General features: G+C 54.1%; 15 protein-coding genes and 1 tRNA gene. 9 read left to right on the top strand and 7 right to left on the bottom strand.

Going from position 1 to position 12715, the window contains the following annotated elements; genetic code table 11:
- Positions 1-118: 118 nt before the first annotated feature.
- Entirely contained in the window at positions 119-418 is a 300-nt protein-coding gene (locus H586_RS0113980) for a hypothetical protein (protein ID WP_011368883.1), read from the bottom strand.
- 125 nt (positions 419-543) lie between these two features.
- Between H586_RS0113980 and H586_RS19375 the strand changes: the two genes are divergently transcribed.
- Positions 544-1002: a rhodanese-like domain-containing protein gene (locus H586_RS19375; RefSeq protein ID WP_011368884.1), complete on the top strand. Its 459-nt coding sequence runs from the start codon at positions 544-546 to the stop codon at positions 1000-1002.
- A gap of 73 nt (positions 1003-1075) precedes the next feature.
- Here the strand turns inward: H586_RS19375 and ahcY are convergent, their stop codons facing one another.
- Together ahcY and H586_RS0113965 are read right to left on the bottom strand one after the other, a co-directional pair.
- Positions 1076-2515 carry an adenosylhomocysteinase gene (gene ahcY / locus H586_RS0113970; RefSeq protein ID WP_027182367.1) on the bottom strand — a complete coding sequence of 480 codons (1440 nt, stop codon included), beginning with the start codon at positions 2513-2515 and terminating at the stop codon, positions 1076-1078.
- A 23-nt stretch (positions 2516-2538) separates the two neighbouring features.
- Positions 2539-3459 carry an ArsR/SmtB family transcription factor gene (locus H586_RS0113965; protein ID WP_011368886.1) on the bottom strand — a complete coding sequence of 307 codons (921 nt, stop codon included), beginning with the start codon at positions 3457-3459 and terminating at the stop codon, positions 2539-2541.
- Positions 3460-3746: 287 nt separating this feature from the next.
- Between H586_RS0113965 and H586_RS0113960 the strand changes: the two genes are divergently transcribed.
- Both H586_RS0113960 and H586_RS0113955 read left to right on the top strand, forming a co-directional pair.
- Entirely contained in the window at positions 3747-4208 is a 462-nt protein-coding gene (locus H586_RS0113960; RefSeq protein ID WP_011368887.1) for a DciA family protein, read from the top strand.
- A 242-nt stretch (positions 4209-4450) separates the two neighbouring features.
- A tRNA-Glu gene (locus H586_RS0113955) sits at positions 4451-4528 on the top strand.
- Between the two features lie 139 nt (positions 4529-4667).
- Here H586_RS0113955 and H586_RS0113950 read toward each other — a convergent pair.
- Positions 4668-5543, bottom strand: coding sequence for an AraC family transcriptional regulator (locus H586_RS0113950; RefSeq protein ID WP_234702982.1), 876 nt, complete (start codon positions 5541-5543; stop codon positions 4668-4670).
- A 308-nt stretch (positions 5544-5851) separates the two neighbouring features.
- On the opposite strand from H586_RS0113950, the gene H586_RS0113945 reads away from it, so the two are divergent.
- The 5 genes from H586_RS0113945 to H586_RS19370 all read left to right on the top strand — a co-directional run bounded on the left by H586_RS0113945 (position 5852) and on the right by H586_RS19370 (position 9236).
- Positions 5852-6808, top strand: coding sequence for an alpha/beta hydrolase (locus H586_RS0113945; RefSeq protein ID WP_027182366.1), 957 nt, complete (start codon positions 5852-5854; stop codon positions 6806-6808).
- A gap of 120 nt (positions 6809-6928) precedes the next feature.
- Positions 6929-7336 carry a cupin domain-containing protein gene (locus H586_RS0113940; RefSeq protein ID WP_011368890.1) on the top strand — a complete coding sequence of 136 codons (408 nt, stop codon included), beginning with the start codon at positions 6929-6931 and terminating at the stop codon, positions 7334-7336.
- 111 nt (positions 7337-7447) lie between these two features.
- A complete protein-coding gene (locus H586_RS0113935; protein WP_234702972.1) occupies positions 7448-8095 on the top strand; it encodes a carboxymuconolactone decarboxylase family protein in 648 nt (215 codons plus the stop codon).
- Positions 8096-8212: 117 nt separating this feature from the next.
- Positions 8213-8749, top strand: a complete 537-nt coding sequence (locus tag H586_RS0113930) for a flavodoxin family protein (RefSeq protein WP_027182365.1) — start codon at positions 8213-8215, stop codon at positions 8747-8749.
- Positions 8750-8786: 37 nt separating this feature from the next.
- Positions 8787-9236, top strand: a complete 450-nt coding sequence (locus H586_RS19370) for a cyclophilin-like fold protein (protein ID WP_234702971.1) — start codon at positions 8787-8789, stop codon at positions 9234-9236.
- A 570-nt stretch (positions 9237-9806) separates the two neighbouring features.
- Here H586_RS19370 and H586_RS0113920 read toward each other — a convergent pair.
- Positions 9807-10121 (bottom strand): hypothetical protein, encoded by a 315-nt coding sequence (locus tag H586_RS0113920; RefSeq protein WP_027182363.1) that lies wholly within the window; start codon positions 10119-10121, stop codon positions 9807-9809.
- Positions 10122-11151: 1030 nt separating this feature from the next.
- Here H586_RS0113920 and H586_RS0113915 point away from each other — a divergent pair.
- The gene (locus tag H586_RS0113915) at positions 11152-11913 is read left to right on the top strand and encodes a substrate-binding periplasmic protein (protein ID WP_027182362.1); all 762 of its coding nucleotides are present in this window, start codon (positions 11152-11154) and stop codon (positions 11911-11913) included.
- Positions 11914-11990: 77 nt separating this feature from the next.
- Here H586_RS0113915 and fliW read toward each other — a convergent pair whose 3' ends face one another.
- Positions 11991-12497, bottom strand: a complete 507-nt coding sequence (gene fliW / locus H586_RS0113910) for a flagellar assembly protein FliW (protein ID WP_011368897.1) — start codon at positions 12495-12497, stop codon at positions 11991-11993.
- The gene (csrA, locus tag H586_RS0113905; RefSeq protein ID WP_011368898.1) at positions 12476-12712 is read right to left on the bottom strand and encodes a carbon storage regulator CsrA; all 237 of its coding nucleotides are present in this window, start codon (positions 12710-12712) and stop codon (positions 12476-12478) included. Before csrA ends, fliW begins: the two co-directional genes overlap by 22 nt.
- Positions 12713-12715: the final 3 nt, after the last annotated feature.

Genomic DNA, 12715 nt, shown 5'->3' with positions numbered 1-12715 from the left:
AGTCCCATATAGCTTTTCAGGTGCACTGCGCCGCGGCGCAGTGCTGTGAAAAACTGACGGGCCGCGACGCGCACCCGCGCACCGCGGCCCGTGCAGGCCGGCTGCCTTTACAGGGATTTCACAGATCAAACACGCCCGTATCACGCAGCACAGGGCAGACAATCTCGACGCCGGAGCGCACGTTGAGATCCTGCAGCGTACACAGCGTATAGGGCGTATGCGCCGAAAGCCGCGAAAGAAATGTCCGGAGCAGCTGCGGAGTCGCCTTGCCCTGCATGTACATGAGCCGCATCCACCGCCAGCGCTCTTCAAAGGGATACCAGCGGGGCACACCGCTCACCTTTACGGCAGTCACTATGTCCTCGATGACCATATCGCCCTGTCTCACCAGCTCAAAAGTCCGGATAATCTGGCACATGAAACGCCTCCCGCAGGCTTGGAGGGGGGAAGCCCTCATAAGCATAGTGGGCTATGCGCTGCGGGTGCTCAATGATAAAGAAAAGCTGTACAGACACCCCGGCGGACAAATCACAGGAGAGCGTTATGATACCGGACTTTACGCACCGCAAGGCTCTGACTGCGGGAGTGCTTGTTTTTCTCATGCTGGCTTCCGGCATGGCCTTTATGCAGTGGTACCGCTACGGGCACACCGCGGATACAGGCATGCAGCTGGTACCGGTATCCGCCACACAGGCTGCCGGACTGCTGAATGAGAAAAGCGTCATTCCTCTTGATGTCCGCACTCCGGCAGAATTTGCCCGCGGACATATCAAGGGCGCGGTCAATGCCGACTTTCATGCACCGGACTTTGCCGGACAACTTGCCCGGCTGGATTCCCGCGCAGCGTACCTGCTGTACTGCCGGTCCGGAGCACGCAGCGCACGCACGCTGCGCACACTGGAAAAACTGGGGTTCAAAGGTCCCGTGTACCATCTGCAGCACGGTCTGCTGGAATGGGAACAGCACAAGCTGCCCCTGACAAAAAATGGGACCGCGCACTAAAAAAGCCGCCCCGCAAAAGCGGGGCGGCCGGTATGATACCATATGACGGTGCGCTGCACAGCAGCGCCTGCCGTTAGTAACGGTAGTGGTCGGGCTTGAAGGGACCGGTTTTGTCCACTCCGATGTATTCTGCCTGTTCGTCGGTCAGGGTGGTCAGCTTTGCCCCCAGACGGGCAAGGTGCAGACGGGCCACTTCTTCATCCAGCTTTTTGGGCAGGATGTAGACCTTGCGCTCCAGATCGGGGTTGGAAGCCAGCTCAAGCTGTGCCAGCACCTGATTGGTAAAGCTGTTGGACATGACAAAGCTGGGGTGCCCGGTGGCGCAGCCGAGGTTGACCAGACGGCCTTCTGCCAGAACGATGATGGAACGGCCGGACTTCAGCGTCCATTTGTCCACCTGCGGTTTGATGTTCAGGCAGGAGCATTCGGTGCTGTCTTCAAGGTAAGCCATATCGATTTCGTTATCAAAATGGCCGATGTTGCAGACAATGGCTTCATCTTTCATCCGTTCCATGTGCTCGCCGGTAATTACCTTGAAGTTGCCGGTGGCCGTCACAAAGATATCACCTTCGGGAGCGGCTTCATCCATGGTGACCACTTCAAAGCCTTCCATGGCGGCCTGCAGCGCGCAGATGGGGTCGATTTCGGTTACAAGCACCCGTGCGCCGAATCCGCGCATGGAATGGGCGCAGCCTTTGCCCACATCGCCGTAGCCCAGCACCACAACGGTCTTTCCGGCAATCATCACATCGGTGGCGCGTTTGATACCGTCTGCCAGCGATTCGCGGCAACCGTACAGGTTGTCGAATTTGGACTTGGTAACGGAGTCGTTGACGTTGATGGCCGGGAACAGCAGCGACCCGTCTTTTTCCATGTGGTACAGACGGTGTACGCCGGTGGTTGTTTCTTCTGAAACACCGCGCACTTTGGCGGCAACACGCGTCCATTTGCCGGGATCGTTTTTCATGCTCAGGGCAATGCGGTTCATCACAATCTGAAATTCTTTGTTATCGTAGGACTTTTCCAGCAGGGCGGGATTCTTTTCTGCTTCCACCCCTTTATGGATAAGCATGGTGGCGTCGCCGCCGTCGTCCACGATAAGATCGGGACCGGACCCGTCGGGCCAGGTAAGCGCCATTTCGGTGCACCACCAGTATTCTTCCAGCGTTTCACCTTTCCATGCAAAAACCTTTGCCATGCCCGAATCGGCAATGGCGGCTGCGGCATGGTCCTGCGTGGAGAATATGTTGCACGAAGCCCAGCGGATATCAGCGCCCAGCTCGTACAGAGTTTTGATAAGCATGGCGGTCTGAATGGTCATATGCAGCGAGCCTGTGACCTTGAGCCCCTTGAGCGGCTTTTCGGCACCGTGCTTGGCTATCAGTTCCATCAGGCCGGGCATTTCACGTTCGGAAAGCTGCATTTCCTTGTAGCCGAAATCGGCCTGGGAAAGATCTTTGACCTTGTTTTCAAGGCTCAAATCCAGAGGAAGGGCTTTGCTGGCATCTGTCATGACGTTCTCCGAAAAAATATGGGTTAACTGTTGTTCTGTGCGACGATCAGATGGATGGAAAGATTTCTTTCCACGTTCTGCAACTCGCTGTGGCGCACCGCAAATCCGGCTCCGGTCAACTTTTCTGTCAGCGCGGGCAGATCAAACCCGAGCCAGCGGTCGCCGTATTCCGTGCGCATCCGTTCATCTTCGTGCTTGTCAAAATCGGCCAGCACCAGCACTCCGCCGGGACTGAGCACACGCCGTATCTCCCGCAGGGCGGCACCCGGATGCGACAGGTGGTGCAGCACCATGCTTACTACGGCAAAATCCGCTTCACCATCGGCCAGCGGCAGATGTTCAAGGTCGCCTATGCGCAGAGAAACCCGCCCGGCATCTTCCTCGAACCTGCGCCGCGCCAGTTCAAGCATGCGGGGCGAGCCATCCACGCCGATGACCTCCTGCGCTTTCTGCATCATGGCCTTGAGCATGGTTCCCGTGCCGCAGCCGAAATCCACCGCCACTCTGCAGCGGGGCATATGCGACACAATGGCCGCAGGCAGATCAAAATCGCCTATGACCTCGCGATTCAGCTGATCCCAGTCTTCCGCAATGGAATTAAAGAACTGCCGGGTTTTGCGCGACCGTTCTTCGATTATCTTGCGGGCCATATCAAGATCTGCATGCAGCGTGATATCTTTAGTCACAAACGGCATAACCGCATTGATAAAGTCACGCCCCGGCCCTTCCGCCGGTGCGGAATAAAAAACCCACAACCCGTCACGGCGTGAACTGAGCAGCCCTGCTCCGGTCATTATTTTGAGATGGCGCGAAACACGCGACTGTCCCATTTCCAAAATGGCGACCAGCTCATTGACGCTGAGCTCAAACCTGTTGAGCACATTGATGAGCCGCAGACGGGTTTCGTCTGACAACGCCTTGAAAAGTGCGAGTGCGGATGACATGGTTTCTGGTCCGGCTGTTATTTTTAGTTTACTTGATAAATCTGAATCAAGAAAAGTTGATGTAGCTCTATCGAAAAAGCAGAATACAGTCAACACGGTTCTGCTGCGGAGCCAATTTTTGTACACCGCTTCGCCCCGACCGCCGGACAGAAACAGGATGCCGCGCCACCTGCCGCCCGAGGCTTGGGTGCATCTCATTGACAGCAGGGCAGCGCCATCGTATGCCGCACTCAGGCTGCCGCGGCATGTGCCAGCACATTGCGGCGCGCCACACCGGAGAATCACCGATGCAAGATATTTACGCCCGCGACCTGCGAAATTCCATGCGCCGCTTCCTCGAAGAACGGGGGGGAGGCCTTGCCGTGCGGCTTATCGCCCTGTGGCGCCAGTGGGACGAAGTGCTGGGCCCCGACATAGCCGCACTGGCCATTCCGCTGGGACACCGTAAAAACACGCTTGTCATCGGCGCCGAAGACAACATGGCGCAACAGGACCTTACCTACTACAGTCAGGAAATTCTTGAACGCGTGAACGCATTTGTGGGGGAAGAACACTTCAACCGCGTGCAGGTGGACCTGCTTATGGGCAAGACGGACCTTGCCAGACTGAAGGCCCCCACCTATGAAGTGCGCCGCTGGCAACCGCCTGAACCGGAAAATCTGGGCGGCCTGACAGAAATCCTTGATCCCGAATCACCGGTCACCCGCTGCTACAAAAAGTACGTCCGTTTTTTCAAAGGCAGAGAATAACTGCCCCCCGCACGGCAGCCCCTACGCTCCGCCAAAGTCCTCTCCGCCACATGCCAGCAGCCCCCCGCACCGCCGCGGCACATCTCAGGCCTTCTGTGCGCTGCATGAAGGGGGCGCGCCATGCATCCGGCACACCGTCGAAAAACCTTCCCGCTTTTTTGCACACTTTTTTCTTGACGGGCACATGCTATTCTGTCAGAAAGCTTTTCCGCGCTGTGTGCACCAGTACACAAGCGTCAAGCGTCCCCATCGTCTAGCCTGGCCTAGGACACCTGCCTTTCACGCAGGCGACAGGGGTTCAAATCCCCTTGGGGACGCCAAAATGAAGATAAGCACTCATGCCCGCGCATGAGTGCTTTTTCTTTTGCCTGAACAAGCATCATTTTCCCCCTGCGCCGGACCCGGCTGGCACGGCGCCCACCTGACCCTGCAGGCTTGCGGTAGCAAAGCCCGAAGCCCCTACGATGAACGGACATCACGCATTAGCTCTGCGGGACTGCGCCCGAAATAACGTTTGAATTCGCGGCTGAACTGAGACGGACTTTCGTATCCGACCTCATCTGCTGCCAGATAAGCTTTCATTCCCTGCTGGACGATAAGGTCTCTGGCGCGCGAAAGTCGTATTTTCTTTAAATACTGCAACGGCGAATCTGCCGTAATATCCTTGAACGCCTTATGAAAAGCAGAAACACTCATATGCACGGAATCTGCAAGCTGCTGAATATCAAATTTTTCAGAGTAGCTGCCTTCCATCATGTGTATAATTCTGGCCACCTGCGAAAAAGAACCGCTTCCCCGCACAAGAGAATACAACACGGGAGCCTGATTTCCGCATAATGCTCTGTAATACACCTCGCGTACCAGCCCCGGCCCCAGTATTCTGGCTTCCTGTTCACTCTGCAGTGCTTTAACCAACTTCACAGCAGCGTCTTTCATATCCGCGTCCATAGCCGAAGGGCCAATGGCAAGCTGCCGCCCGTTAGAAACTGCCACAGACGGATTATCCTGCCTTTCCATCATACTTATCAGATTATTCAGCTGCCCGATGTCAATGTCGATAAACATCCCCAGTAACGGGTTTTCCTGACTGGGAAAGGATTCGCACTCAAACGGCATGGCGACCGAAGTCACAAGATAGTTATCCACATCGTATCTGAAAGTCTGACCGCCGACATACGCCACTTTATGTCCTGATACGACTATACATATTCCAGGATTATACAGCATCGGCCTGCGTGCTACATGCCTTGTCTCCTTAAAAAAACGGACACCTGGAAGCCTGGACTCAACAACGCCGCCGTCGACACCGGCAATCTCATCAAGCAGTTTCACCATACCGGACATAGATATTCCTCCATACGCAGCAATGCAGTGTAAACACCATATCCTATGTAATTTCAACCCCGCCCTGCCGCAGTTAGAGGATTAGGCAAGTTTTAAAGAGAAACGTGCGTTCCAGACAAGGAGCAATGCCTTTACATATTTCATGCAGACAAAATCAGACAAGTGAACCCTTATGAACTGCAAATCTCGCAATTCCGCACGGTTCATCTGATAACATATGGTTCCGGAATCAGAACCTTTAAGACAACGCTGCCGCCGGCACTGTTTTACAAACAAAAGCAGCTCATACGGAGGAAACAATGACCTGGGACAAAACGTTCAAGCCAAGTGCACAAGTACTTCATAAAAAAGTCATCTATCCCAACAGATACGGGATTCTCATCTCTGCCGACATGTACATGCCGCGTACTATGGACCCAAACCGGCAGCTTCCAGCGCTCATTGTCGGCACACCCTACGGCGGAGTGAAGGAACAAGGCGCAGGTATCTACGCACAGACCATGGCGGAACGCGGCTTTGTAGCCATTGCGTTTGACGAATCCTTTAACGGCGAAAGCGGCGGCAACCCCAGACACATATCCTCTCCTGAAATTTTTACGGAGGACTTCAGTGCGGGCGTTGATTTTTTGGGCACAACACCTTTTGTGGACAGAGAAAAAATCGGCGTCATAGGAATCTGCGGAAGCGGAGCATTTGCCCTTAAAGCCGCACAGGCTGACCGCCGGATTAAAGCCGTCGCGACCGCCAGCATGTATGACATGAGTCGGGTAATCAGGTACGGTTGGCTTGATTCTTTGTCGGACGAAGAACGCAATACAATGCTGGATGAACTCGGAATGCAACGCTGGAAAGATTTTGAGAGCAAAGCACCGCTACTGCCGGCAGGCTTTCCGGACACCCCAAGCGATTCGATCCCGCAGGGACTGGACCCCATAAGCAGTGAGTTCTGGGAATACTACGCCATGAAGCGGGGGCATCATCCCCGTTCACACGGACCGTTTACAGTAACAAGCAACATGGCTTTCATAAACTTCCCTCTGCTGGATTTCATCGAAACAATATCGCCCCGCCCTATTCTGTTCATTATCGGCGAAAAGGCACACTCGCGTTACTTTACAGAAGACGCTTACAAAATGGCTGAAGAACCGAAAGAGCTCTTTATCGTTCCCGAAGCAAGACATATCGACCTGTACGACCGCATGGACATAATTCCTTTTGGCAAACTGGATGACTTTTTCAAAAAAGCCCTTGGGTAAAAAGGCATGAGCCGCGATAGCAGACTGACAGGCCATTTACACATAGCATTCTCTACCGCGGATTATAACACTCAGACTCAATAACCATCCTGAGCGAAACAACTTTGGAGGCAAATATAAATGAACACCACATTTCAGGGAGATGGAATTTTTCCCAAGGGGCCGGAAAACAAATCTTATGCACAGTATTTTACCGGGACTAGCTATCTGGAAATACTGTCTGCTGAAGGCGTTGTCATCGGTAACGTCACCTTTGAACCGGGCTGCCGCAACTTCTGGCATATCCACCGCAAGGGTGGTCAGGTTCTGCTCGTGACCGGCGGCCGCGGCTGGTATCAGGAAGAAGGGAAACCCGCGCAGGAGCTGCGTGCCGGAGACGTTGTGAATATTCCGCCGGATACCAAGCACTGGCACGGTGCCGCCAGAGATAGCTGGTTTGCCCATCTCGCCGTGGAAGTGCCTGCGGAGGGGAGATCCAACGAATGGCTGGAACCTGTTTCCGACGAGGAATACAATGCGCTCAGCTAATGAGCTGCGCCGTCGCACCGCAAGGACACTGATATGAATATCAAACAATTAACGGCTATTGCGGTTGCTGCCATAATTTTGGGAACCGTTGCCGCATCGGAGGTACAGGCCATGAACAATGCACTGGATGCGCGGCAGCAGGCCATTGTGGCCATCGCCGCCTTTACGGCTAGCGGTGACATGGGGCGCCTTACTCCTGCGCTGCATGAAGGGCTGAATTCCGGCCTGACGGTCAATGAGGTGAAGGAAATCCTCGTGCAGATGTACGCCTACACCGGATTCCCGCGGAGCCTGAACGGCATGGCTGCCTTCATGAAGGTTGTGGACGAACGCAAGGCCAAAGGGATTCTGGACGAGATAGGCAGGGACGCCAGCCCCATTCCAGCCGACCTGGACAAGGATGCCTATGGTGCCCGTGTCCGGGCGGATTTGTCCGGTCTGAAGGACGTTCCGCCTCCTGCTGCATGGCAGGAGTTTTCACCTGTTATCGATGACTTTCTCAAGCAACATCTTTTTGCCGACATCTTCGCCCGCGACGTACTGACCCGTCAGGAACGCGAGTTGGCGACAGTCGCTGCGCTTGCAAATATGACCGGCACGGCGGGGCAGCTCTCTTACCATTTGGGGGCAGCCATGAACACGGGACTGACCGAGGCGCAGATGCAGAGCTTTGTGACGGTACTCGCGGCCAAGGTGGGTGAAGACGAGGCCGCAATTGCCGGAGAGGTGCTCGAGGGCGTTCTGGCCAAACGCAAATAGCCCAATCGGAAAATGACGCATCAGGTTGTACGTTCCTTCTCCGGTGCTCTCAGGTACCTGAGAAGGGGCGGCAACTCCAGAAAAAAGCAGCAAAACGTGCTGTAGCGGTACTATCTCATGAGCAAAACAATTCTTTGTATCTCGTCGAGCCCCAGAGCAAAGGGCAACTCTGACCTTCTGTGCGATGCCTTCATGCATGGAGCGACTGAAGCCGGACATACGGTGGAAAAGGTCCGCCTTGCGGAGAAGAATATCAACTACTGCACAGGGTGCTGCAGCTGTATCGGCGGCTCTGGCGTCTGTGCGCAGCAGGATGATATGGCAGACATTCTGGGCAAGCTGATCGCTGCCGATGTGATTGTTTTTGCCACGCCGGTGTATTTCCGGTCCTTCAACGGCCCCATGAAGACGTTCATCGACCGGGTGTGTCCTGTCTACACGCACGTCAGTGACAAGGACGTGTATTTTATCATCTCCGCAGCTGGCGGTGCCCTGCCGGTGGAAAGCACGGTGCAGAGTTTTAGGACGTTTACCGGGTGTCTGCGCAATATCAGGGAAAAGGGAACGATTTCCATTACTGGCGTGTGGGATGAAGATTCGGTTAAGGGAACCCGCGCGCTGCAACAGGCACATGCGGCTGGATCGAAGGCCTGATCATCATTCCCGGTCTGGTGGATTACCATGGGAGGTCATGATGAAGAATGGTGTATGGTTTCTGGTGTCACTCTGTGTCGTTATGCTTTTTTCCGTAACAGTCTCTTTTGCCAATGAAACCGGAGAACATCCCATGCAGATGGTCGTACACGCAAATGGTCAGGATATCGTCTTCGCATTGAATGAGAGCCCGGCGTCCAAGTCATTGCTTGTTCAGTTACCCATGGAAATTACCGTTGAAAACTATGGGAACAATGAGAAAATTTTTTACCCCCCGAAAAAACTGAATACGTCCGACACGCCGTTGGCTGGCGATGTGCGCTCCGGCACTCTGGCTTACTACGCACCCTGGGGTGACGTGGTGATGTTCTATGGCAGCTTCCATTCCGCGCCGGGCCTGTATGAACTCGGCCACGCCGTTCAGGGCGGTGAATATATCCGGGAGTTGTCCGGCATGATTATGGTTGCTGCTGACGTTTCGCAATAAGGCTAAGAAAAATTCAGAGCTAATTCCTTAACTAGTTTATCAATTATGAAATAATATAATGGCTGTTAAAATGACTAAGACAACGTACTGACGCTGATCGCCGCTTTGTTTGCAGCGTGTCCATGACGTGTCAGAATCCGTGTCAAACGTGCCTACTGCTGACAAGTGCAGCCAAGACGTTGTTGATTTTATTGCTGCAACCAGCTTTGCTTGGCTGGCATTCCTGCCTTTCACGCAGGCGACAGGGGTTCAAATCCCCTTGGGGACGCCAAAATGAAGATAAGCACTCATGCCCGCGCATGAGTGCTTTTTCCTTTGCCTCATCTTCCTGTGCTAAAGAGCCATAAAAAACGAATAGTAGCGGAGAGGCGACGCCGTCTGTTTCTGCCGGTCCTGATAAGACAAATGCTCGAAGCCGCCCGGACTCAGCTAGCCTAGCGAGGCATGTCACCTTTTCCGGCTATACAATGTTTCCAGATATCCACTGATACGCAACTGCCGGAACCAATCGCGGACAGACCTGCATAGCCTCCACTTTCAAGCTTCCTAAAATTGAGGGGGGATTACCCTTCACCAGGTATTCAGGAACATTGAAAAACTGAATATAAAAGTGACACAAATTAAAAAAGTGCATGCTGTGCTACGATACGAAGGCTCCTTTGTGGCAGAAGCAGAAGCCGAAGCCTCGCTTTTTTGGGCAACAGAACCCCTTTCAGCACTTTTTCCTGTCTGAATAACCATTGTGGCAAGCGAAAACATGGCCACGATCAGAAAACTATATTTATAAATGGCCTGAGGGCCTTCAATTCGGTGCATTACAAGGTAATAAAGCAGAAGCCCTAAGAAACTTGCAACCAATCCTAAAAAAACCTTATTCATTTTCATCCTTCACCTCTTTTCCATAAACATGACAGAAACAGAACAGATATGAACCGCGCTCATTGCACCATCAGCTTTTCTGCGTGCTTACCCCCCCTTGCGAGTTACGCACCATGCCCACTCATCTGAATTGTATAGTTTCAAAACTTCACAGACTCCTGCTGTCGCCTGCATTTTTTAAAAAACTCCAGTCCGAAATGACCATGCCTTTCATTATCACCTGATCGGAACAAGCGTATTCCTGCCTTACCAAAGCAGACACGCATCAATCACTGAAGGCTATCAACAAAATAAGATAGATTTCAGTTTGGCGTAAAAAGCACTTCACTTTCGCCATAAAGAACTCGGTGATAATTATCGCAAACCGGAATCGATAAAGAATTTCATCATCAGTGGCAGGTCATGTCAATCACAAACAGATCGAAAAACGATTCATTTTCATATCAACTTCTCCGGTAATCCCCCCCGCAAGCCGATAATTGAACAAAGAGTTTCCAGTGCTGTGGATACACGTCCAGCAAGTGTAAAAACGTCTTTCGCCATCCCGCAGCATTGCATCATCAACCCTGAGTCGCTCCTGCCACACAGAAGTGCGTAAACTTTTCCGTCAAGAACAGCTGCCACTTGTTCTTACCAAACGACGGCACATCCTGCGTACGTCTGCACGCAGGGCATTCGCACGTCCGGCTTTCCGCTATGCGGGTAACCGCCCGACCAACCGCAAACATTGGCCGCACCATTGGCCGCAACCCTTGCATGAACGTGGTTCAATAGACGCAACCAACAGACCGGCGGAGCGGCTTCGGTTCAAAGACGGGATTTCCGGCACAAAAAATTGATCAAACAGAGCAGCGGTACCCACCCATGCCATGTCCCGTACAGCCGGCGGCAAGGTTCAGCCATCCGCCACTGCCTTCCGCATTGCTGCACGGCAATAATGGACAGCGGCAACATGCCCCGTTATGCTCTCTGTCCTTCCGGCGGGTGCCCCGCCGGTGCCCCTTCAAGTCAGGTCATACAACACAGGATGAACTCAATGCCTCATACCCGCCCCATGCTCCTGTTTTTTACCGGCGCCATTCTGCTGGTTCTTTTTTCCGCAGTCCCCCGGACGCAGGCAGGCAACGGCACGCTGGTTCTGGGAGCAGCGGAGATGTGCCGGCAGGAACATGTTCAGCTGGTAGGACAGTTGTACTCCGCCATCTTCGCCCATGTGCAGCGCGATGTCTCCATCAGGCCGCTGCCTCTCAAGCGCCTTGAAAAACTTGTCGAATCCGGCAAGCTGGACGGAGATTTTCTGAGGGCGGACGACGGCACCAACCTGAACGGCATGCTGGTGAAGGTGGACGAACCTGTTTTTGACATACGCTACAGCCTGTATGTCACAGACCCTGAGCTGCAGGATATCTCCACGCTGCAGAGACTGACGCGCCCCGGCACGAGAGCGCTGCAGGTAGGCTATATACGCGGTTCGGTCACAGGACGCATAGCCGCGCAGACCCTTGCCGCGGGCCACACCATTTACAGACTGAACACCTACGCGCAGGGCATAGACATGCTGCGCGCGGGCCGCATAGACATGCTTATAGGTGCAGCCACGGTGCTGGACTGTATGCTGGCGGCACGCAACGATGCACAGCCCGCCGTCATCAAAACCGGCAAAGCTGTCGAGATGCCGGGCTACATCTATCTGGCGGCCAGACACGCAGATCTGGCTCCCCGCCTGAAAGAGGCAATCCGCCGGATGAAGCAGGACGGCTCGTTCCGCGCTCTTCTGCGCGAAGCAGACCGGTTGTAGCACCGCGGCAGTACGGCCGCAAAAAAAAGCGGGCCGCATGATGCAGCCCGCCCGTAAAATCAGTTATAGTACACAGCTCACCAGTTTTCCGCGCCGCCGTCATCGGGATGACGTGCATCTGCGGCAGCCACCTTGGTTTCATTCTGCGGATGCACATAGACCTGCGCCGGATACTTTCCTTCCACCTGCGGCACCTGCAGGCCCAGCTTTGCCTCATGGTTCACCAGAATGGGACCGCTGAGGTTGAGCGCTGTCTTGTCGGGCTGACCGGGGGGAATGGATACGGTGACCAGCACGGCAACCTGTCTGATGTTGCGCAGGCGCAGCAGTTTCTGCTCTGCATCGCTCACCTTTATCTGATAGTCGCTGAGAAAACTGTACGGGTCGGCGACCAGCAGCCCCAGGCGGGCGTCATCAATGCTTTGCAGCACAAGAAAAGGCGCGTCTTCACGCAATTTAAGCAGCGTGAATTCATGCTGATTTTCAAAGCCCATGATACCGCGCGGAAAATAGATCACCTTGCTGGGCAGGATGCGCTGCTTTCCGAGACGAGTCTGGATTTCTATTTCTTTTTCGCGTGCCATAATTGAGTCGCTGCGAGCAGGTCCGCATCGCTGGTTTCAAGTGCCTGACGGTTCTGGTCACGAACGCGCATGTATACCTCTTCCCGGTACACGGTCATGTCTCCGGGCACATCGAGACCTATCTTGATCTGCTTGCCCTGCACACTCAGGACAGTGATCTTGATGGTATCGCCCAGGTACAGGCTCTCTCCCGGACGGCGCGTCAATATAAGCATACG

It is taken from the genome of Oleidesulfovibrio alaskensis DSM 16109, assembly GCF_000482745.1.
GTDB classification, from domain to species: domain Bacteria; phylum Desulfobacterota; class Desulfovibrionia; order Desulfovibrionales; family Desulfovibrionaceae; genus Oleidesulfovibrio; species Oleidesulfovibrio alaskensis.
This window is presented reverse-complemented; position numbering and strand designations above follow the sequence as displayed.